We start from the raw sequence: 21237 nt of genomic DNA, 5'->3' as shown, positions 1-21237 counted from the left end.
AGGAAAAAGTGAAAAACACAAAACGAATGAAAAATCAACTACGGTATACTTGTCTAGTGGCTTTAGCGCTACTATCCTTTAAAGGAATGGCGCAACAAGACCCACAGTTTACCCAGTATATGTACAATACTTTGAATGTTAACCCAGCCTATGCAGGATCAAGGGGACATTTGACAGCTTTGTTGTTGCACCGTTCACAATGGGTTGGCGTAAATGGCGCCCCTACCACTCAGGTTATCGCCGCTGATGGCCCTGTTGGGAACAATGTGGGACTTGGTTTGGTGCTTTCCCACGATGCCTTGGGACCATCATCCGAAGTATTTGTTGATGCAAACTTCTCCTATACCGTAAAATTGGATGAAAACGATAAAAAACTCTCATTTGGACTTAAAGGTGGTGGAAGAATGTTCAATGTGGATTTTTCAAAAGGATTGACTGAAAATCCAGATGTGGCATTTCAGAATAATATTTCAAACAAGTTTTTCCCAACCATTGGTGCTGGGGTTTACTATCACTCTGGGAAAAGTTATTTGGGACTTGCAGTGCCTAATTTCTTCGCCCAGGATCACTATGATGGAGAAGAACAGGAGATTGCAGCCGAACGTTTACATTACTATTTGATAGGTGGAAAAATAGTCGACCTTACCCCAGACATAAAGTTTAAACCTGCCTTTTTTGTAAAATGGGTTCCCGGAGCGCCTTTAATTGCGGATGTATCTGCGAATGCCATGCTAAGAGAGACATTTACGGCCGGATTGGCTTACCGATGGGATGATTCCTTTTCGGCTTTATTAGGACTTCAAATATCGCCGGACCTAAGTGTCGGATATTCCTATGACCTGACTACTTCAGACTTAAGAAGCTACACCAGTGGTACGCACGAAGTATTTTTGAGATATGAGTTCAAGACCGTTGAGAAGCGATTAAAATCCCCAAGATTCTACTAAGATGAAAGTATTTAAAATCAACATACTGATACCATTTTTGCTTCTGTTTTTTACAACAAATGCCCAGTTAAAATACCAGGATGCCGATATCAATTTTGACAATTTGATGTATGTCAGAGCTGCTAAACAGTATGAAAGTATTGTTAGAAAAGGAGATGATTCGCAAGAAGTATTACAGCGCTTGGGCGATGCCTATTTCTTCAACACTGACATGGTAAATGCTGTAAAATGGTATGAAGTACTTTTCTCAAAATACGAAAAGACCCTTTCTTCGGAGTATAGTTTTAGATACGTACATGCGCTAAAAGGTGTGGGTAACTATACCATGGCAAAAGCAATCATGAAAATCTATTCCAAAAAACTTAAGGAGGATGGGCTTTCCGTGGATCATCTTAAAGATAATGACGAAAAGCTGGATGAAATTCTGAGCAGACAACCACAATTTTATATTACAAATTTAGCCATCAATACACCTGTGGCCGATTTTGGCACAATGTTTTACAAAGATAAAATTGTGTTCTCGTCAAGTAGGGATTCTTTGACATTTGAAACCCGGGTATATGAATGGAATCAACAGCCGTATTTAGATTTTTTTATGGCGGACACCATTGATTTGGGTTCTGATTTAGCTGATGTTACTCAATTTTCACCAATCTTAAATACCCGATATCATGAAGCAATAACGGCATTTATACCAGAGGGGAACATAATGTATTTCACAAGAAACAATTATTCCAATAGGGTTTTGGGAGGAGATGAAGAAGGTACAAATCACTTGAAAATATATAAGGCCGAACTCCGTGGAGGAGAGTGGACCGAAGCCGAGGAGGTTTCCTTTAATAGCGAACAATATTCGGTGGGACAACCGGCACTAAGTCCGGATGGTCGTAAATTGTATTTTGTTTCCGATATGCCCGGAAGTATTGGGAAGACGGATATTTTTGTGGTGGATGTTAACCGCGATGGAAGCTTTTCCGATCCCCGAAATCTGGGACCGACCGTAAACACAGCCGGAAGAGAAATGTTCCCATATATCACCGAAGAAAAGATATATTTCGCATCAGATGGGCATTTAGGTTTAGGTGGATTGGATGTTTTTGAAACTGAACTTGGAAGAAATGGTTTCAGTGAGCCCAATAACCTGGGTAAACCATTGAATAGCAATAGAGATGACTTCGCTTACATTGTCAATGAGAAAACGGACCGAGGATATTTCTCTTCCAATAGAGAAGGAGGAAAAGGTGATGATGATATTTATTCCTTCCAACGTAAGGAGGAAGTCTGTAAGCAAACCGTAAAAGGGAGCGTGGTTAGAGCAGCCAATGCCCAGCCTATAGTGAATGTAAATGTGGAGCTCATTGCTGAAGACGGTAGTTCCTTAGGAAAAACACGAACAGATCCTTATGGTGCTTTTGAATTTGAAACTCCCCTAGCTTGCGAAACATCATATGCCATCAAGATTGATAAAGAAGGCTTTAAATCTGGAGGGGCAGGATTTAGTACCACAAAAACAAAAGATTTCATTAACGATGTGCCTTTGGAAATCACCAAAGAACTCAACAAACTTATTGTAAGGGAGAACGGTGTGCTCAAGATTAAGATTGACAATATCTATTTTGATTTGAACAAAGCAGACATTCGCCCTGATGCCGCACAAGAACTCAATAAAATTGTTGAGGTAATGAAGGAGTATCCTAAAATGGTCATTAAAATTGAAGCGCACACAGATGCAAGAGGGAGTGACAGATATAACGAAACACTATCCGATAAAAGAGCAAAAGCTACTGGAAGTTACATCGCCTCCCAAGGAATCGAGGCAGAGAGAATCGAGAGCGCTATTGGATATGGTGAAAAGCAATTGTTGAACCATTGTAGTAATGGTGTCAAGTGTTCTAAAGAAGAACATGATGCAAACCGAAGATCAGAATTTATAATCGTTAAACTTCAATAACTAACCTACCTAAACAAACCCCAGAAGAACCTTCAATGCAAATTGAAGGTTTTTTTTCGCCAAAAATTAACCCAAATGCAACCCTTACTTTTTTTGTTTGTCTTTGGAATAGATGAATAAGGATTATTTTTAGCTGTCATTGAATAACCGTCCAGGATTTTTGGAAGCAAACGTACGTTTTACGCACCAAGCTTTGGTAGAACAGAGCAAAGAAGGCAACAGGAATGCCCAGTATCAGTTATATGGGCTGTATGTGGATGCTATGTTCAATGTTGCCATGCGATTGTTAACGGTTAGGGAAGATGCTGAGGATGTGCTTCAAGAGAGTTTTGTGGAGGCATTCAAAAAGCTGGACACCTTCAGGTTTGATAGCACTTTTGGAGCATGGTTAAAACGGATAGTAATCAATAGAAGTATAAATCATTTAAAAGCAAAACGACTTCTATTGTCTTCATTGGAAAATGAAGGAGAGCCCATAGAAGACGATGAGCCAAAAATTGATATCAAGTTTGAGGTTGAAAAAGTAAAAGTTGGTTTGGGGCAGCTTCCGGAAGGGTACAGACAAATAATCACCCTGTATTTGATTGAAGGATATGATCATGTGGAAATAGCAGAAATTATGGGAATTTCTACCTCCACCTCTAAATCACAATATCATAGGGCGAAGAAAAAATTGATTCAAATTGTAAATGAACTGTAATGGACAATTTTGAAAAACATATAAGAGAGAACAAACAGGCATTTGATGTCCATAAGGTGGACAAGAACAAGCTTTGGGAAAACATTGCCACTCAGCTCGATGAGAAACCTGAGAAAAAGGTAATTCCATTATGGAGGTCCAGCAAGTTACGTATTGCGGCTTCGATATTGATGCTAATAGGATTATCCTTCATTGGAGTTTTCATGATTACCGGGCCAACAGGGCAAAATACGGATAGTTATGCCAACGAGGAACTATTTGATATAGACCTGCATTATAAAAATTTAGTTTTTCAACAGGTGCAGTTGGTCAAGAATCACCCCGAATTAGCGGACAAGGATAAGAAAGAATTTTTATCCTTTATGGATGAATTGGACACTGAATACGAGCAGTTAAAACAAGAAATGCAGAACAATTTGGACAATGAGTTAATTCTGGAAGCCATTGTAAACAATTATAAAAAACGCATCGAACTGATTGAGAACCTACTCAAACAAATCAATGCTTCTAAAAATGAAATGGATTATGAAGGGTATATATTATAAAAGCACAGTACTCGCCATATTAAGTTGCTTTTTGGCAATAACGGTATCCGCCCAAAGCGAACGTTCCAAGCAATGGGATAAAAGCTATGATTTTTCCGCAAATGGAACGGTTCAGGTTGAGAACAAATATGGAAATGTCACAATAAATGGATGGGAGAGAGAAGAATTGAGAGTTTCCGTTTCAATAACCGTTACCCATCGAAAAGATGAGAACGCCAAAAAACTATTGGATAGAATTCAGCCAAAAGTTTCCAACGCCGGGGATTTCATTCGAATCTCATCCGAGATAGCAGAAAGAAGTTCCAGCATATTTAGTCGGTATTTCAATAAGGCAAATCCTTTTGATTTTGATAAATCCAACATTCAAATTGATTACGAAGTATACCTGCCCGTAAATGCGGAGCTTAACATTATCAACAAATTTGGCGATGTTATCATTGGAGCCTGGAAAGGGGATTTGGATGCCGATGTGCAGCATGGAGACCTCTGGATAAACGAGGAAATTTCAACAGCGAAAGTAGATATGCGTTTTGGAAAACTGAATTGTGGAAACTTAGGTTACGGGAATATTAAAATGAGCAATGGAGCTATTGATATAGACCGTGCACAGAAACTCAAAATAATAAGTAACGGAAGTGAAATAAAATTGGAAGAGGTTGATATATTAGAATTGTATTCCAATAAAGATGAGGTGTATTTGGAAAGTGTGGGAAGTCTGAGAGGAGATTTCAAATTTTCCAATGCCGATATCTCAAGTGTAGACTCCGAATTGTTCTTGACTCTTAGGATAGCGGAGATTGATGTACATAAAATTTTGAAACCGAATGCAGAGTTGGACATTGTACAGGAATCTTCTGAGGTTAATTTGAATATTTCTGGTCTTTCCTTTGATTTTAGGGCCACTTTGGAACAAGGTTTGTTGCGCGTACCTAAAACTTTTACCAATGTAAAGACCAATATGACCAACGCCGGAAGAAAAATAAGAGATATCTCAGCTACCTATGGTTCTGGAGAGCAAGGCGATTTTTCTATCAATGGTATAAAAGGTGTGATTATACTATCAGATTAAGAATTGAATAAACAAAGCCAAAAAAAAATCAAAAAAAGATGGTGAACGTGCAACCTTTTGTTCGCTCTATTGTCTTTAACTCGACAACCTAATCAAAAAACGATGAAATATTACAAATCACTAGTATCAGCTTTGCTGCTTTTTACTTGTATTTCCAGTGCTCAAACCGAGGAGAGTGGAGACTACATCGAGTTCAACGACCGAAGAAATGTAGTGCACGGTGTATACCTTGGACTCGGTACTTATTTTGGTGAAATTGATGGAAAAAGCACATATCACGCGAATTTTAAAATTGCTTATGTGGCCAATAGACAAGTCGAAGTTGGTTTTGCAGCAGTAGGTTTTTACTCCCAACAAAACATTCCCCAGAGCACTTTTGATAATTTAGACTTCGCCGGAGCATACGGGGGTCTTCATGTAGAGCCCATTCTGTTTGGCAAGTCATTACTTAATCTATCCTTTCCCATAATGGTAGGTGCAGGAGCAGTGGTTTATGTAGAAGACAATAACAGGGATATCGATATTGATCCCGATCGAGACGAATGGGAAGAGGTGTTTGTGGTTGAACCCGGACTTAATCTGCTCTTCAACCTTTCAAGGTATGTACAATTGGAAGCTGGTATGCGTTATAGGTTTTCCAGTAAAATTGATTTGGCTCCGAATAGGGTAAAAAATATCAATGGTTTTTCCGCTGGATTCGGTATTAAGGTTGGTATTTTCAATATGGGAAGAAACAGGTATAAAAAACATTTGGGCGATGAATAACAAATCAAAAAACGAACAGTCAATCAATCAAGGACTAGTTGCAAGACATGTATTCTCAAAAAACGGCTCTGTTTATGTAAGAAGTTCCCAAAACTTAAGAACAGATGAATGGTCCGCCATAAATTTCCATTGGATGCCCATGCTCAAACTGGAAAAAGAACTTCGTTAATACGCCGAACAGAAAACCATGGAAAAAAGAAAGCAAAAAGACATCCTTGTATTAGGTCTATTGTTGGTTGTAGGATTTATTGGGAGTGCTCAGGATTTAAAGCAAACCGTCAAAGGCAAGGTCACTGATATTGTTACAGGGAGCCCTTTGATGGGGGCCACTATTGTTTTGATTGGTTCTGAACCACAAATTGGTGTCATTACAGATTCACAGGGCTTTTTTACTATGGAAGATGTGCCAGTAGGCAGACAATCTTTTGCGTGTAGCTATTTAGGTTATGAGGATTCGCAGATTTCTGAAGTATTGGTAGGTTCCGCTAAAGAAGTCAATCTTACCATAAGGTTGACCGAATCCTTGAATCAATTGGGTGAAGTGGTTGTTCAGGCACGTAAGGACCAAATCAAACCCAACAATAAATTGGCTACTGTTAGCGCCAGATCTTTTGGAGTTGAAGAGACTAAACGTTTTCCAGCAAGTATTAGTGACCCCGGTAGAATGGCGCTTTCTTTTGCAGGTGTTACCAATTCCGATGACACTACCAATGAGATTGTGATTCGAGGAAACGCTCCAAATCAACTATTATGGAAAATCGAGGGTGTTGAAGTGCCAGAGCCCAACCATTTTTCTGAAGAGGGTTATTCTCCAGGAGCAATTAGTCTGTTGAGCACCAATATGTTGGGAAATTCAGATTTTTTTACAGGCGCCTTTCCTGCTGAATATGGAAATGCCACGTCTGGTGTATTCGACATCAAACTAAGAAATGGAAACGCCGAGAATACTGAATATGCATTTCAATTTGGGGTTTTAGGTACAGATTTGGCTGTTGAAGGTCCGTTTTCCAAAAATTATAAAGGATCTTACTTAGTTAACTATAGATATTCTACCCTAACCATTTTAAATAATATTATCGAAGTATCCGAAGGTTCCGTACCCACATTTCAGGACCTCGCATTTAAGGTGAATTTGCCACTTGGAGAAAAAACAAATCTATCCGCATGGGGTATGGGGGGTATCAGCGAAGACAATGAAGACAATGCTGAACAAGATAATCCTAATGTATTCGAAGAGGAGATTTTTGAATCTAAGACCTACATGGGAGGAATTAACCTCAAGCATTTTTTCAACCCTAATACTTCATTGGATGGTGCGCTGTCATATTCAGGAAACCGCAGTGACTATATTTTTTCTTTGGATAGCAGGGTGAATACTGATTTTTTTAGAGAGCGGGATATTCTCCGTAATAATGCCATCCGGATTAGCACAAATCTGAATCAAAAATTTAATGCTAAGACCACACTCAAAACAGGATTCATATACAGTAGATTGTCTTATGATGTTTTAAGTGATGAGACCAGAAATACAGATACCGATGCACTGGTAAATGCGGAGGGCAATGGTACTTTTTTACAGTTATTTTCTCAGGCCAAGTACAGATTTAACGAGAAATTCTCGACGACTTTTGGGCTTCATGCCTCTTCTTTTTCAGTAAACGACGATTTTGTGTTGGAACCTCGAGGAGGAATGGAGTATAAAATTTCTCCAAAGCATACGTTGAGTGCAGGAATCGGATTGCACTCCAGAAGAATGCCATTGAACCAGTACTTTATTGAAGTTTCGGATACCCAGGGAAATACAACAACCCCAAACACGGATTTGGATTTGATGAGAGCAACCCACTATGTGCTGGGCTATGACTGGCGTATTATAAAAAATGGACATGTAAAAATTGAAGCCTATTATCAGGATTTGAACAAAGTTGCCATAGCGGCAGACCCAGCCTCCACAAATTCCTTTTTGAATGGTCGTTTTATTGACGAAGAACTCACAGACTCTGGTAAGGCACGTAACTATGGAGTGGAGTTTACTTTGGAAAAATTCTTTTCAAATCAATATTATTTTTTAGTGACGAGTTCCCTTTTTGATTCAAAATATAGGGCCGGTGACGGCAATTGGTACAACAGTCGTTACAATGCCAATTATACCTTCAACGTGGTAGGTGGAAAAGAATTCAAGATGGGTAAAAATGGCAACAATATTTTTGGAGTCAATGCCAAGTTGTTGTGGAATGGTGGCAAGAGGGATACTCCGGTGGATTTGGAGTTTTTTGACCAAACGGGCCAGGTAAGATTACTCCAAAATCAAAGGAATACTGTGGAATTAGATGATTATTGGAGGATTGACACCAGTTTTTCCTATCGTATAAATAGACCAAAAGTGTCCCATGTAATCTCGTTTGACATCCAAAATGTTACCAACAGGCTTAACGTAGATGAAGTTTCCTTTAATCCCGTGGCCAGAACAACAGAAATCGAATATCAACTAGAGCTTTTGCCCTTGTTGAACTACCGAATAGAATTTTAATCAAAAACAAACATCATGATAACGATCAAAAGAATTTTTATTGCCGCGGCAATAGGAGTTTTAGCCTCCTCTTGCTCTTATGAGACCATTAGGGTATCCGATGAGGTATCCACACGAGAATACGATTTTGACAACATTACAGCATTGTCGGTTGCTACCGATTTTAAAGCCTATGTCACCTTTTCCGAAACCGAGGAGAGGGTAAGTATTAAAGCCAACGACAATTTGTTGGATAAAATAAGAATTTATCAAGAAGGAGAAAGACTAGTTGTTAAACTTAAAAACAACATTAATGTCAAAGGTCAAGAAACATTGCAGCTGTATATTACCATGTTAGAGATAACAGACTTTGACGCCTCATCTGATGCTGCCATTTATTTGGATGATGCTTTAGATGCAGGAAAAGTAAAAATCGATTTGAGTTCCGATGCCTATTTTGAAGGTAACATTACAGCATCCGATTTTGAGTTGAGAGCATCCTCAGATAGCACAGCTGACCTATATGTAAATGCACCTACAACCTACATGAATCTTTCTTCCGGAGCTAAAGTAATGGGTGAAATTGACACTCAAAATGCGATTTTCAAATTAACTTCGGACAGCACCATGGATGTAGTTGGGAACAGTAACAATCTTAAGGCTACATTATCTTCGGATAGTAAGTTGAGTGATTATGGATTGTATGTTGAGGATTTGGAGATCTCTTTGTCCTCGGACAGCGATGCCTACTTAACAGTTTCCAATACCATTGATGTTACTGCTAGTTCGGATGCTCGACTTTTTTACAAAGGAAATGCCGAAATTGTAAGGCAAGTACTGTCAAGTGATGGTAGGGTTATAAAAAAATGATTGTGGTATTCTTATTAACTTAGTTGGTATAATCAGAAAAATGGGACAAGAAGAAAAAATCATGACCCTTCATCCGCAAGGAAAAGCAGGTGTAAACATCTTAAAAAGACGCTATGATTTCATCAAAGACTTTATTGTAGCAACAGTTTCAGAAAAAGAACCCATTACTTTTGAAAGACTTGGCGATTTGGCTATAGAGGAACTTACCGATAAGTTTGATGGTAAGGTGCTATGGTATATTGTAACCGTAAAACTAGACCTGGAGGCACGTAATGTTATAGAACGAATTCCTAAAACAAGTCCTCATCAGTTAAGAATGAAGAAGTAAAATAGCAACGCAGAAGATGCTTTTGCATAAACGGGGTATTCTGAATACTTTTATTTGAAAAAGATTATGTCCCAATCCCAAAGGTTGTCAAAAGCTTTTCAACTTTTTGATGCAGCCAACAAAGAAGACCCTAATTCAGAAGTTTATAACGGCGAAGAATTTCCTAAAGAATTGCTATACGCCATGCGTATGACGGAAACCTTGAAGGAGTTTGCACCTAAAGCTTCCGAAGGATTGCAGTTAGCAGCAAGGGCGCAACATATCTGTAGATGGCAAATCCCTAGGGGTAATTATGATATGGATCGCGTGGGTTATTTGAAATGGAGGCAGGATTTAAAGCTATTCCATGCGGAAAAAGCATCAGAATTGCTTGAACAAGCTGGTTATACAACAGAGATTATCAATCAGGTTGAGTTTCTTTTACTGAAGAAACAACTAAAGAAAAACGAAGAGACCCAGATCTTGGAAGATGTGATTTGTCTTGTGTTTTTGAAATATTATTTTGAATCTTTTGCCCACAAACATGAAGATCAAAAGGTGGTGGAGATACTTCAAAAAACATGGAGAAAAATGTCCCCAGATGGACACGAAGCAGCGACCAAATTGCAAATGTCCAATAAAGCCATGAGCCTAATTAAAAAAGCTATTTCTGATGGAGCGGAATGAATTATACCCTATTTTTCTAAAAGCAACCAATTTGAATATCCTTATTATTGGTGGAGGTAATGTTGGCCTCGAAAAGTTGTCTTTTCTGTTGAAGTCAAGCCCAAATGCGAATGTCCAAATGGTGTCACCGGTTTTTTTAGAAGATACTTTGAAGTTGGCCAAGAAATACAATGTACAGCGAATAGAGAATGTATACCATGAAAAGTACTTGGAGGGCAAACATATGGTTATTGCATGCACGGACGACGTAAATGTAAACGAACAAGTTTATCATGATTGTAGAGCAAGGAACATTTTGGTGAACGTTGCTGATAATCCGCCGTTTTGTGATTTTTACATGGGTGGCATTGTCACGAAGGGGAATGTGAAAATTGCTATTTCTACCAATGGAAAATCACCTACCGTTGCCAAGAGACTTCGCCAATTCTTTGAGGATGTTATTCCCGAAAACATTGATGATTTGGTGAAGAATCTTAACGAGTATCGAAAAACCATCAAAGGAGATTTCGATGAAAAGGTGGAAGCCTTAAATGAATTTACCAAAAGTTTGGTAGAGAAAAAGGAAGAAGACTAGGCCAGCACTTCGTAATCTTTACGCTAAAACTTAGAGTCTTTTCATGGCTTCAATTAAATCATCTTTTTTCCTCGGGGAAAGACTAACGTGCATGTCATTGCTCATTATAATATAACCCCCATCAGATTTGATATACTTTTTCACCTCTCTTAAATTGATTAAGTAACTGTTGTGCACTCTCATGAACAATTGATCAGCCAGAAGATTTTCATATTCTTTAAGGTGTTTACTGACCAAAAGGGAATTTTTACTTTTTAACACGAAAGAAGTATATGACCCATCAGCTTTGCAAAGTACAATATCATCAATGGCAATAAACTCCATGCCCGCAGTGGTTGCTAGACAAATTTTTTCTTGCTTGCTGGATTCTCGAGACAAACTCTGTAAAAGAGTATCCAACTGTTGACGATAAACATTGGTGTCCATTTTCACTCGGGCCTTTTCAATGGATTTTTGAAGTTCATCCAGAGCTATTGGTTTTAACAAATAATCAAGAGAACTGAACTTTATCGCTTTAACGGCGTATTTTTCAAAGGCGGTTGTGAAAATAATCTCAAAGCTTGGTTCCTTGATTTGTTCTAAAATTTCAAAACCTACTCCAGATTGTAATTCGATATCCAAGAACACAATGTCGGGGCTATACACGGATAGTACTTTTACTGCTTCATCCACGCTGCTTGCCGTTGCAATAACCTGAACGTCTTTACAAAATTCTTCGAGTAAGGATTTTAGTATTTCTCTACTATGTTTTTCGTCTTCTACAATTACTACTTTTAATGTCATTGGGGTTGATTTTTAATGCCTTGATTGGTTTACATAAAGATATTTTATCTTTTAAATTCTTACAGTTTCTAATGTTGCGGTATTAAGAGAATGAAAACAAATACCTTTCGGCAGGGCTATTTTCAATATACTAATTTATAACCACATGATGGTTGAATTAATTTTCAAATTTAAAATCTGCTGATGTACAAAAAGCCCATCCCATTCTTTCCAAGAATTGCATTTGCGCAGCATAACCCCATACTTGCTAACAATTTAGAGAAATACTAGAAATGGGCTCATATGAATATCTTAGGTAAGTAATAATCATGATGGTTATGCTCGGTTCATTATATTTTATAGGGATTAAATCTACTATGATGGCTATCTAAAAAAACCGAAGAATTGACACATAGTTGATTTCAATTGATAAAACACGGATATCAAATGGTAGCGTTAAATCGCGGTGTATAATTTAGAAACTTTACGTGGCTGAATCACTGTATTGCTTTCCGTTTCAACTTTTGATTTCTTATTGCGAGAATGTCCTTTGAAATCAATTGTTGCGATATTGCTTAAGTGTTCTAAAACTTCCTCATAATTATTTATGTTGATCTTTGCCTTTTGCAAGGCCTTGTAAATAGCTGCTTTTTTGGACTCAACATTCGACTCTCCTTTCAAGTTGGTGGTTCTGACAACCACTATTTTGAGTTTATTAATATGCCATGAGGGGATATAAAAATTAGAGACACCATCCACTAAGGATTTAAAGGTGACATAGACTCTGCCAACATTTTTGTAGATATTAGCGGTATACCCCATAGCACCATTATTGAAAGGTAGCTTGAGACAGGAATCGGAAGATTCTAAATAAAATAGGATAGGATTATTTTGTAATACTTCCTCCGTGATTTGAGGAACGTCAAGTTTAAAAGCCCAACCTGGCATAAGATGACTGACTTCAAAGGAAATCAATTCAATAGTATCAGATTTCAACAGACTTTGTGGCTTATTAAGGTCTTCAATGGATCGTGAAGATTTGTGCAGAAGATACATCGGGTACCCCAAGATTAAAGTGGCACAAAACAGCGCCCAAATTATTGTAAGTACATGCATGTGTAGGTAGTTTTAGATTAATATTTGGGGGGAGCTACTCAATTCAATTATACCCTAAGTAACAATATGTATGTGAGACCTTTTCGAAGGAATCAACGGATGACGGGTTTTAATTGATAATGTGGGGGATTTCGTCGATTTGTACGTTTTTCCCGCTGAAATACACATTGTATAATAAAATGCAATAAACCGGGATAGAAGGCCAAAGAATGGCATTAAAAAAGAGTTGCTTCTAAAAGCAACTCTTTTTCAGCATAATATAGATTAACTAAATGGAGATGTGTTTTTAAATCCATTACCGCCAGAGGATTAGGGCGCAATCCCCTGGAGCAATGGAAACCTCAACTAAACTAAACACTTTAATGACCAACAGTCAATAAAAAGTGCATTGCTAAATAGATTTACGTTGAACACTTTATTTTAGGAGTTCCTAACTCTAAGGATTATCTCAACGCTAACTGGTACAAACATACCTTGTAAAACCGTATCTGAATTGGGTAATCTTATGGATAGCTATTCTGATCTTATGAATGCACAATTTCAACTAGCGGCTTATAAAAATGCTATGAGATCCGTAAGGGCATTCCTAAGTGGGCATTTTCTTGAAAAGGAGATTCTATAGTTGGTAATACAAAAGAGGATTCACGATCGATTTTGCGTGTTGTTAGTTACCTAAAGACTAAAAAAAGAAAAGAGATGGGAGAAGTAAAATTCGAAAGAATTTCTGAAATACACTTAATTCGTTATTAGCAATCAATTAGACAAGTTATTTTAATGCGTTTTTTTAATGGATTAATCGTAGTATAGAAATCGGACTTGCTCTTTTAAATTATGCTCTGCATCATTTTAGTTATCCTATTATTTTTATATAATTCTTGTAGCATGAAAGTATATACTTCAACAAATCTGTTGTTTTTTGCAAGATTGCCAAATAAGTTTTCTTGCTTAATAAAAGCTAAGGGGTCATTTTTGGTTTTTGCAGCCGCTTGGTGTAATTCGCTTTGCAAGACATCAATAATTTCCAGAGGTCGTCCATGTTGATCCGCTTCTTTATCGCTATAATAGCACCAAGCTGCTAAGACTAAGGTCGCGAATTTGATGCTTCCTCCTTTCGCTAGATTCTCATGTATGGTAGTGATTAAAAATTTAGGTAGTTTGGCCGAACTTTCAGAGCAAATACGGCTTACGCTGTCTTTGATATTAGGGTTAGCAAAACGTTCTAAGAGGCTGTCTTTGTAGTTCTCTAAATTAATGCCTTTAATATCTCCTAAAATAGGTGTTGCTTCCTTGTCTAAGAATGCACGTAGGTAATTTGCAAAGACTTCATCTTGCACACAAGCATTGATAGTAGTGTGCCCGTGAATGACTCCCAAGATTCCCAAAACGGAATGTCCGGCATTTAGGAGTCGCAGTTTCATTTTCTCATACGGACCTACATCGGGTACAAATTGCACGCCTACTTTTTCAAAGGCAGGTCGACCATTTGAGAATTTATCTTCAATCACCCATTGTATAAAAGGTTCGCAGGTAACTGGCCAAGCATCGTGCACACCATAGTTTTGTAGGGTATCGATATCAGCTTTGGTCGTTACTGGTGTAATACGATCAACCATGCTATTAGGAAAGCAGACTTCTTGAGCAATCCATTTTGCCAAGTCTGCATCTTGCACTTTGGCAAAAGCAAGAAGCATCTTACGTGTCATATCTCCATTATGTTCGATATTATCACAAGACAAAATGGTGAAAGAAGGTAAGCCTGCATCTCGACGTCTTTTTAAGGCTGCGGTTAAAAAACCATATATGGTTATTGGGTCTTGCGGGTGATGCAGTTCATGTTGTATGTCAGGATTGTCAAAATTAAATTTTCCCGTGGTCGGGTTAAAATTATAGCCTCCCTCCGTAATAGTCAGCGATACTATTTTTGTATCAGCATTTGCCATATGAGAGATAACTCGTTCTTTGTTGGTGGTTCCCATTTCAAAATCAACTATTGAACCAATGACCTCGGGTTCGATTTTTCCATTTGGGTGTTTAACCATAAGTGTGTAGAGGTGGTCTTGCGTTTTTAAACTATCTCTTAACTTGGTATCCGATTCGCGCAAACCGATTCCGCATATTCCCCACTCTGAGGCTTCCCCCATTTGTCGTAGTTGATGCAAATAATACGCTTGATGTGCACGGTGGAATCCGCCAACACCGACATGCACAACACCAATTTTATTGTCCGTTCGATTATATGTCGGAACGGGCATCCGGCTTCCCAATTCCTCTAAATTTTGTTGTTGAAGTTGTATTGGTATTTTCATTGGGATGTTACCATTTTTGATTTTCCACGTTTGAGTGCCCAATAAGCTAGCACAAAATAAACGATGGTACTGATGAAAGCATAAGTATAAAAGAGTTCCCGATTTTCGATATAATTTGATTCTGTAGCGCTACCAAACATCACGTTACAGGCCAATACCAAAGTGGTTACCAAGGCAGAAATGGCTACGAATTTTAACATCTTAGAGAATAGAGAAACATCCTTGGAAATAACAGGCTCTTCTTTTGCTTTTCGCTCTTGAAAGAGTTCAATCGTTTCCATCCGAACTTTTTCTTCTTTTTCTTCTTCCGGATAGTCCTGCTTCGCCCCATATTTAGACGCAAGTAGGGTATATACCGCTATGGTAAAAAACCAAGTCGGGATAAATAGATAATAAAAGGAGATTACATCCAACGCATTCAGTCCAAAACCGAATACCAAGCCTAAGGCCCAGGAGGCAACAGCAGGCATGCTAAAGGTCAGTTTACGGTATGAAGACCAATAGCGTGTAAAACCAATTCTAGGGAAAATCTGATGTTCAGTAAACACAATTGCACCAACAGGAACTACTAGTAATCCTGCATAGGTCAATAGCGGTAGTATTTGTGAAAATACAAAAGGGAAACAGGCGATACCTACGGTGACTATACCAACTATAATAGTCGTTTTTTTACGAGAATGGTTGGAAAAAATAGCTTGTGCTGCTAAACCTGCTCTATACAGATTGGTAATTGCCGTCGTCCAACCGGCAACAATAACAATCACAAAACCTGACCACCCTAGAGCGTAATAAGCCACATCACCCGGGTCTAGTTCAATGATAGATTTTCCTAATATGACGGCGGCACCTGCACCCATGACTCCGGCAGCAATCCATGCAACATAATGACCGAACATCATACCTGTGCTAGTGGCATACCCGTAATTTTTCTTTTTAGCAAAACGCAGTAGGGCCATATCGATCAATCCGAAATGCGTAATAGTATTGGCAGCCCAGCCAAAGCCTATTACTTCGACTAGTCCTATTCCGGTGTCTCCATCACTGTTGATTCCTGTCCAGATACTTTGGTCGCCAATGGTCATAAAATCAGTCCAACCAGCGGGCAAAGTTTTATCTAATACGTCTAAAGACAAGGCAGGAAGTAGCACCATAGCACCGCTTGTAAACATCACAAAGAGCCAAGGAGCGCAAATACCGGAAAATTCAGAAACGGCGTTGAAACCATAGAGGGCAATAGAAACTACAACTATGCCTACAGCCAAAACAATTAATATAAACCAGGCATTGGTGGGGTACCAATTGAGTTGCGCAGGAACATTAAAAGCAAAGCGAACCGCTGTTGATGAGACCGTAATCATAGCGGCTGAGATCACAGAAAAGATAATGACATTAGCCCAATTATAAAGCTTTGTCATTGAGTCACCTGCAATCTTATTGAGATAGGTATAGAGGCTCAAGCGGGTATCAACGGCAATTGGAGAAGTGATGAACCTCCAGCTCAGCACTGCAAGAATATTACCGATCAAAAGACCGAGGATGATATCCATCGTCTTGGCGCCAAGGGCAACAAAGGTTGCTCCGATAACAAACTCGGTAGCCGCGACATGTTCGGCAGCGTAGAGACCTGCAAAATGAGTCCAATCGTGTAATTTGTGTTTGGCAACGGGTAATTGTTCTTCGTCTAGATTTTCAAATTGTTGGAAGTTTGAGCTTTCCTGCATGCTGGTTTAATGGTATAAAGGTTGGCTTATAGGTTAATATGATTAAATAAAGTGAAGTTCGGGAAATTTCACTTAGGATTCAAGGGCCAACATAATTCTTACGATAAGACCTTTTCCATTTTGGTTCTAATTTCTTCCAAACATAAGTTCCCCAAACTACCTTCGTGCGTATGGTCAATGTCCTTTTTTGGAGTAAAGGTGCCCGCTTCAATATCCTGTCCCATTTTTTTATAGGCATCCCGGAATGGCATTCCACTTTTAACAAGTTCATTTAAGGTGTCCACACTAAATAGATAGTCATATTTAGGATTATCCAATATTTTGGTATTGACCTGGATTTCTTTTAGACTGAAAACCATCATTTCCAGACATGCCTTAATGTCTTGAATGGCAGGGACGATCACTTCTTTCACTAACTGCAAGTCTCTATGGTAACCACTTGGCAGGTTATTGGTAATCAAAGTCAATTGGTTCGGTACGGATTGAATTTTGTTGCATTTGCCCCGTATCAATTCAAATACATCGGGATTTTTCTTGTGTGGCATAATGCTACTGCCCGTGGTCAATTCATCCGGAAATGAGATAAAGTCAAAATTTTGACTCATGTACAAACAGATATCCATTGCCAATTTGGATAGTGTAGATGCGATGCTTGAAATTCCCAAAGCGGTTGCTTTTTCAACTTTCCCCCTACCCATTTGAGCAGCGACCACATTATATTTTAAAGTGTTGAATCCTAGTTCTTCGGTGGTCAAATTTCTGTCAATAGGAAATGAACTTCCATAACCTGCCGCGCTGCCCAACGGATTTTGGTCAGCAATTTTATGAGCGGCTTGTATAAAGTACAGGTCATCTATCAAACTTTCAGCATAAGCGGAAAACCAAAGCCCGAATGAAGATGGCATCGCAATTTGTAAATGGGTATAGCCTGGTAACAAAACCGATTTGTGTTCCTCGGCCAGATTTAGTAAAAGGTCAAAAAGAGATTTCACCTCGGATTTGATTTCCGACAGCTCATTTTTCAGATAAAGTTGCATCGCAACCAAAACCTGATCATTTCGAGATCTCGCTGTATGGATTTTTTTACCGGTATCCCCTAATTTTTGAATCAGTAAGAATTCAATTTTGGAATGCATATCCTCAAAATCCTCTTCAATAGTGAAGACCCCATCTTCAATGCAACGGGAAATTTTATCGAGCTCATCAATTAGTTTTGCAGTTTCATCATCTGTTATTAGTCCTACCGCTCCCAACATCTTGGCATGTGCTTTAGATGCAATTACATCATATTTGGCCAATAACAAATCCAATTCCCTATCGTTACCGACGGTAAAGTGGTCTATTTTTTTATCTGTACTAAAACCTTTGTCCCAGAGTTTCATTTTTTTGAATTATAATGGTTCATTAATCCCGATAGAATTTGCATTGCGTCCGCGGCATCCTGTTTGTCCACAAAAATATGATCATGATAATACGCCGCGACCACATTACAACTTATTCCGTTGTTGGCCAAAGCGTTGGAAATGGCGGCCGTGAAACCGACAGCTTCTAAAGAAGAATGGATGTTTAATGTGATGCAAGAGGCCACATAACCATACTCCAGTGCAAGATCATCGGCTTTTTCCTTTTTTAATATTAAGGTGGTTCCTTCTTTTTCCTTAAACATACCATGAACTTGTGAAAAGTCGATGGAATATGAATGATTCGCACTTACAAAAACATAATCACCTTCGTTAAGAACGGGTTGCATTTTGGATAATATGGTTGATAAATCAGTTTCTCCTGACATGATATTATTTTTAATGATTTGCCAAAAACCCTGAAAGGATCTTAATATAGAGGTCTATTCCCTCTTCAATTTCATTTACATATATAAACTCATTGGCTGAATGTGAACGAGTGCTGTCTCCTGGTCCAAGTTTGACTGATTGACAGCTCAACGCTGCCTGATCAGATAGTGTTGGGGATCCATATGTTTTTCTGCCCAATACAATTCCACTTTTGACCAAATCGTGTTCTGGGTCGATGGCTGACGAGTTTAATCGAAGTGACCGCGGGGTCATTTTGCATGGCGCTTCTTTTTCTAAAATATCCGCAATTTCTTGATTGGAATAACAGTCGTTTACACGTACGTCCACCACTAAATCGACTTTTGCAGGAACAACGTTATGTTGATTTCCTGCGTTGATTTGGGTTACCGTCAATTTTACCTTGCCGAGAGCCTCTGATTCTTTCTCGAAGACGCAATTTTTAAACCAATTCAGCACCTCAATAGTGTTGTAAATGGAGTTATTCTCATTCGGATGTGCCGCATGCGAAGGTGTTCCTTCAACAACCGCATCGAACACGACCAACCCTTTTTCAGCTATTGCAAGGTCCATTAAGGTAGGTTCGCCCACAACAGCAACATCAATTTTGGGAAGAATAGGTAGCAAGCCTCTTAAACTCTTCTCACCAGCATTCTCTTCTTCTGCTGTAGCAGCCATGATGATATTATGACTTAAATTTTCTTCTTCGTAAAAACGTACAAAAGTCGCTAGGAGCGAGACCAAACATCCACCGGCATCATTACTTCCGAGACCATATAGCTTTCCATCTTCCACATGAGGATGAAAAGGGTCTTTAGTATAAGCTTTATTTGGTTTTACCGTGTCATGATGAGAATTGAGGAGCAGCGTGGGCTTATCCTTATCAAAATGTTTGTTGAAGGCATAAATATTGTTGAACTGACGTTGTGTTTCTACTCCAAAGTCTGATAACCATTTTTCAATGGCATCGCCGGTTTTATCTTCCTCTTCTGAAAATGAAGGTATAGCAATGAGTTGCTGCAGCAACTCAATGGCTTTTTCCGTTAATTGTTCTTGATTCATTTTCATAGCGTTAATGTCGTAAAGTTTGATGTCTTTTGATAAAGCATATCACTATCGCCAATGCAAACCTGTTTTACATTGTTTTGAAGGGCATGGAAACAGTTGTGCATTTTTGGCAGCATTCCATCCGCAATGATTCCTTCTTCCAAAAGCGTTTTATACGATTCTGAGTTGATGTGCTGAATCACCGAATTTTCATCTTCCACATCGCAGAGAACTCCTTTTTTTTCAAAACAATAATATAATGTGGTCTCAAATTCTGATGATAAACCAATGGCCAATTCGGAAGCGATAGTGTCGGCATTGGTATTCAATAATTGTCCATCACCGTCATGTGTCAATGCACAAAAAACGGGGGTAAAGTCTGCTGATAATAATTTTGAGATATTTTCAGAATTTACACCATCAACATCGCCTACCCAACCAAAATCAACCTCTTTTACGGGTCTTTTGTGTGCCTTAATAGCATCGGCATCCGCCCCACTCATGCCAAGTGCATTGCATCCCATAGCTTGCAGTTGGGCTGTAATTTTCTTGCTGACCAACCCACCGTAGACCATTATGGCTACATCCAGACTTTGGGCGTCAGTAATCCTTCGACCATTGGTCATTTTTGTTTCAATGCCCAATTTATTTCCAATTTGCGTAGCTTTTTTACCACCTCCATGAACCAAAATTTTATAACCCTCCAACTTGGAAAACAATCCCAATAAATGGGCGAGACCCTTTGGGTCTTCTATGACGTTGCCTCCGATTTTTACTATAGATAGTTTAGGTTTCATGTTATGCATTTAGTATTCCACCATCAATGGTCATTGCTGTTCCGGTAATCCACGACGAATCATCTGAAATCAAAAATAGCGCCAGTTTCGCAACATCTTCAGGTGTACCCAGTCGTTGCAATAATGTAGCTTTTGCCGCATTTTCAACAGCTTCTTCAGGATTTGGAAATGCTTTTGCCGAATCCCAAATCAAAGGAGTGTCCACTGGTCCGGGGCATAAGGCATTAACTCTTATTTTTGGGGCATATTCCACTGCCATTTGTTTCATCAATGCTACACTTGCACCTTTTGAGGCGCAATACGCTGGGTGATTGGGAAAACTTTTAAAAGCGGCAATAGATGCGTTTATTAAGATGTTTCCTTGTGCGCTTTTTTGAAGATAAGGAATGGCATATTTTGAAATGTAAAAAATGGAGCTCAAATTGATATTCAAGGTTTCCTGCCAATCAGAGATTGAAAGATCAACAACATTGCCCAAACCCAAAATTCCTGCATTTAGGGATAGCGCATCTAGCTTCCCAAATTGCTCGACCGCAGTTTTGACCAATTTTTCGTTATAATCTGGCCGAGAGACATCGCCTGCAACAAAAATGGAACCTTCAAGTGCTTGAGCCAAAGCATCACCTCTTTCTTGATTGCGACCGGATAATATCAATTGGGCACCTTCAGCATGTAACAATTCTGCAATACCCTTTCCCATGCCGCTTGTAGCACCAGTAATAATACATACCTTGTCTTTTAACTTTGCCATTTTCC

General features: G+C 38.8%; 21 protein-coding genes. 12 read left to right on the top strand and 9 right to left on the bottom strand.

Features of this window, described 5'->3' with window-relative positions; genetic code table 11:
- Positions 1–26: 26 nt before the first annotated feature.
- The 12 genes from ACOKFG_RS01065 to ACOKFG_RS01010 all read left to right on the top strand — a co-directional run bounded on the left by ACOKFG_RS01065 (position 27) and on the right by ACOKFG_RS01010 (position 10924).
- Positions 27–947: a PorP/SprF family type IX secretion system membrane protein gene (locus tag ACOKFG_RS01065; RefSeq protein WP_422861705.1), complete on the top strand. Its 921-nt coding sequence runs from the start codon at positions 27–29 to the stop codon at positions 945–947.
- 1 nt (position 948) lies between these two features.
- Positions 949–2898: an OmpA family protein gene (locus ACOKFG_RS01060; RefSeq protein WP_422861704.1), complete on the top strand. Its 1950-nt coding sequence runs from the start codon at positions 949–951 to the stop codon at positions 2896–2898.
- Positions 2899–3058: 160 nt separating this feature from the next.
- Complete coding sequence (locus ACOKFG_RS01055; RefSeq protein ID WP_298792066.1) at positions 3059–3598, top strand: RNA polymerase sigma factor; 540 nt, start codon at positions 3059–3061, stop codon at positions 3596–3598.
- Complete coding sequence (locus ACOKFG_RS01050) at positions 3598–4143, top strand: hypothetical protein (RefSeq protein ID WP_298792065.1); 546 nt, start codon at positions 3598–3600, stop codon at positions 4141–4143. Before ACOKFG_RS01055 ends, ACOKFG_RS01050 begins: the two co-directional genes overlap by 1 nt.
- A complete protein-coding gene (locus ACOKFG_RS01045; protein ID WP_422861703.1) occupies positions 4124–5212 on the top strand; it encodes a hypothetical protein in 1089 nt (362 codons plus the stop codon). Before ACOKFG_RS01050 ends, ACOKFG_RS01045 begins: the two co-directional genes overlap by 20 nt.
- A gap of 102 nt (positions 5213–5314) precedes the next feature.
- Positions 5315–5977, top strand: a complete 663-nt coding sequence (locus ACOKFG_RS01040) for a hypothetical protein (protein ID WP_298792061.1) — start codon at positions 5315–5317, stop codon at positions 5975–5977.
- On the top strand, positions 5970–6146 hold the full coding sequence (locus ACOKFG_RS01035; RefSeq protein WP_298792059.1) for a hypothetical protein: 177 nt from the start codon (positions 5970–5972) through the stop codon (positions 6144–6146). The genes ACOKFG_RS01040 and ACOKFG_RS01035 overlap by 8 nt, the downstream gene beginning before the upstream one ends.
- Before the next feature lie 18 nt (positions 6147–6164).
- Positions 6165–8507, top strand: a complete 2343-nt coding sequence (locus ACOKFG_RS01030; protein WP_422861702.1) for a TonB-dependent receptor — start codon at positions 6165–6167, stop codon at positions 8505–8507.
- A 15-nt stretch (positions 8508–8522) separates the two neighbouring features.
- Positions 8523–9356: a GIN domain-containing protein gene (locus ACOKFG_RS01025; RefSeq protein ID WP_422861701.1), complete on the top strand. Its 834-nt coding sequence runs from the start codon at positions 8523–8525 to the stop codon at positions 9354–9356.
- A 40-nt stretch (positions 9357–9396) separates the two neighbouring features.
- Complete coding sequence (locus tag ACOKFG_RS01020) at positions 9397–9684, top strand: DUF6958 family protein (RefSeq protein ID WP_299487523.1); 288 nt, start codon at positions 9397–9399, stop codon at positions 9682–9684.
- 84 nt (positions 9685–9768) lie between these two features.
- The gene (locus ACOKFG_RS01015; protein ID WP_422861700.1) at positions 9769–10350 is read left to right on the top strand and encodes a DUF4202 domain-containing protein; all 582 of its coding nucleotides are present in this window, start codon (positions 9769–9771) and stop codon (positions 10348–10350) included.
- Positions 10337–10924 carry a precorrin-2 dehydrogenase/sirohydrochlorin ferrochelatase family protein gene (locus ACOKFG_RS01010; protein WP_422861699.1) on the top strand — a complete coding sequence of 196 codons (588 nt, stop codon included), beginning with the start codon at positions 10337–10339 and terminating at the stop codon, positions 10922–10924. Before ACOKFG_RS01015 ends, ACOKFG_RS01010 begins: the two co-directional genes overlap by 14 nt.
- 30 nt (positions 10925–10954) lie before the next feature.
- On the opposite strand, the gene ACOKFG_RS01005 is transcribed toward ACOKFG_RS01010, so the two are convergent.
- The 9 genes from ACOKFG_RS01005 to ACOKFG_RS00965 form a co-directional block, all read right to left on the bottom strand.
- Positions 10955–11707 carry a LytR/AlgR family response regulator transcription factor gene (locus ACOKFG_RS01005; RefSeq protein ID WP_298792046.1) on the bottom strand — a complete coding sequence of 251 codons (753 nt, stop codon included), beginning with the start codon at positions 11705–11707 and terminating at the stop codon, positions 10955–10957.
- Positions 11708–12142: 435 nt separating this feature from the next.
- Positions 12143–12802 (bottom strand): hypothetical protein, encoded by a 660-nt coding sequence (locus ACOKFG_RS01000; RefSeq protein ID WP_298792044.1) that lies wholly within the window; start codon positions 12800–12802, stop codon positions 12143–12145.
- An 824-nt stretch (positions 12803–13626) separates the two neighbouring features.
- Positions 13627–15108, bottom strand: a complete 1482-nt coding sequence (locus ACOKFG_RS00995; RefSeq protein WP_422861698.1) for a mannitol dehydrogenase family protein — start codon at positions 15106–15108, stop codon at positions 13627–13629.
- Positions 15105–16829 carry a hypothetical protein gene (locus ACOKFG_RS00990; RefSeq protein WP_298792040.1) on the bottom strand — a complete coding sequence of 575 codons (1725 nt, stop codon included), beginning with the start codon at positions 16827–16829 and terminating at the stop codon, positions 15105–15107. The genes ACOKFG_RS00995 and ACOKFG_RS00990 overlap by 4 nt, the downstream gene beginning before the upstream one ends.
- 98 nt (positions 16830–16927) lie before the next feature.
- The gene (gene argH, locus ACOKFG_RS00985) at positions 16928–18211 is read right to left on the bottom strand and encodes an argininosuccinate lyase (protein ID WP_422861697.1); all 1284 of its coding nucleotides are present in this window, start codon (positions 18209–18211) and stop codon (positions 16928–16930) included.
- Complete coding sequence (locus ACOKFG_RS00980; protein WP_422861696.1) at positions 18208–18618, bottom strand: ACT domain-containing protein; 411 nt, start codon at positions 18616–18618, stop codon at positions 18208–18210. Before ACOKFG_RS00980 ends, argH begins: the two co-directional genes overlap by 4 nt.
- A gap of 10 nt (positions 18619–18628) precedes the next feature.
- The gene (locus ACOKFG_RS00975) at positions 18629–19699 is read right to left on the bottom strand and encodes a M20 family metallo-hydrolase (RefSeq protein ID WP_422861695.1); all 1071 of its coding nucleotides are present in this window, start codon (positions 19697–19699) and stop codon (positions 18629–18631) included.
- 2 nt (positions 19700–19701) lie between these two features.
- Positions 19702–20481, bottom strand: a complete 780-nt coding sequence (gene argB, locus ACOKFG_RS00970; protein WP_299487537.1) for an acetylglutamate kinase — start codon at positions 20479–20481, stop codon at positions 19702–19704.
- A 1-nt stretch (position 20482) separates the two neighbouring features.
- Positions 20483–21232 carry an SDR family oxidoreductase gene (locus tag ACOKFG_RS00965; protein WP_299487539.1) on the bottom strand — a complete coding sequence of 250 codons (750 nt, stop codon included), beginning with the start codon at positions 21230–21232 and terminating at the stop codon, positions 20483–20485.
- Positions 21233–21237 lie beyond the last annotated feature (5 nt).

The organism is Flagellimonas rhodophyticola, assembly GCF_049332665.1.
GTDB lineage: Bacteria > Bacteroidota > Bacteroidia > Flavobacteriales > Flavobacteriaceae > Flagellimonas.
The sequence above is the reverse complement of the archived record's forward strand: the minus strand, read 5'-3'. Positions and strand labels throughout refer to the sequence as shown.

Excerpts from the sequence above, each read along its gene's own strand:
- ACOKFG_RS01065 (WP_422861705.1), top strand. The coding sequence starts at position 27 with ATGAAAAATCAACTACGGTATACTTGTCTAGTGGCTTTAGCGCTACTA.
- ACOKFG_RS01060 (WP_422861704.1), top strand. The coding sequence starts at position 949 with ATGAAAGTATTTAAAATCAACATACTGATACCATTTTTGCTTCTGTTT.
- ACOKFG_RS01050 (WP_298792065.1), top strand. The coding sequence starts at position 3,598 with ATGGACAATTTTGAAAAACATATAAGAGAGAACAAACAGGCATTTGAT.
- ACOKFG_RS01045 (WP_422861703.1), top strand. The coding sequence starts at position 4,124 with ATGAAGGGTATATATTATAAAAGCACAGTACTCGCCATATTAAGTTGC.
- ACOKFG_RS01040 (WP_298792061.1), top strand. The coding sequence starts at position 5,315 with ATGAAATATTACAAATCACTAGTATCAGCTTTGCTGCTTTTTACTTGT.
- ACOKFG_RS01035 (WP_298792059.1), top strand. The coding sequence starts at position 5,970 with ATGAATAACAAATCAAAAAACGAACAGTCAATCAATCAAGGACTAGTT.
- ACOKFG_RS01030 (WP_422861702.1), top strand. The coding sequence starts at position 6,165 with ATGGAAAAAAGAAAGCAAAAAGACATCCTTGTATTAGGTCTATTGTTG.
- ACOKFG_RS01025 (WP_422861701.1), top strand. The coding sequence starts at position 8,523 with ATGATAACGATCAAAAGAATTTTTATTGCCGCGGCAATAGGAGTTTTA.
- ACOKFG_RS01020 (WP_299487523.1), top strand. The coding sequence starts at position 9,397 with ATGGGACAAGAAGAAAAAATCATGACCCTTCATCCGCAAGGAAAAGCA.
- ACOKFG_RS01010 (WP_422861699.1), top strand. The coding sequence starts at position 10,337 with ATGGAGCGGAATGAATTATACCCTATTTTTCTAAAAGCAACCAATTTG.
- ACOKFG_RS01005 (WP_298792046.1), bottom strand. The coding sequence starts at position 11,707 with ATGACATTAAAAGTAGTAATTGTAGAAGACGAAAAACATAGTAGAGAA.
- ACOKFG_RS01000 (WP_298792044.1), bottom strand. The coding sequence starts at position 12,802 with ATGCATGTACTTACAATAATTTGGGCGCTGTTTTGTGCCACTTTAATC.
- ACOKFG_RS00995 (WP_422861698.1), bottom strand. The coding sequence starts at position 15,108 with ATGAAAATACCAATACAACTTCAACAACAAAATTTAGAGGAATTGGGA.
- ACOKFG_RS00990 (WP_298792040.1), bottom strand. The coding sequence starts at position 16,829 with ATGCAGGAAAGCTCAAACTTCCAACAATTTGAAAATCTAGACGAAGAA.
- argH (WP_422861697.1), bottom strand. The coding sequence starts at position 18,211 with ATGAAACTCTGGGACAAAGGTTTTAGTACAGATAAAAAAATAGACCAC.
- ACOKFG_RS00980 (WP_422861696.1), bottom strand. The coding sequence starts at position 18,618 with ATGTCAGGAGAAACTGATTTATCAACCATATTATCCAAAATGCAACCC.
- ACOKFG_RS00975 (WP_422861695.1), bottom strand. The coding sequence starts at position 19,699 with ATGAATCAAGAACAATTAACGGAAAAAGCCATTGAGTTGCTGCAGCAA.
- argB (WP_299487537.1), bottom strand. The coding sequence starts at position 20,481 with ATGAAACCTAAACTATCTATAGTAAAAATCGGAGGCAACGTCATAGAA.
- ACOKFG_RS00965 (WP_299487539.1), bottom strand. The coding sequence starts at position 21,232 with ATGGCAAAGTTAAAAGACAAGGTATGTATTATTACTGGTGCTACAAGC.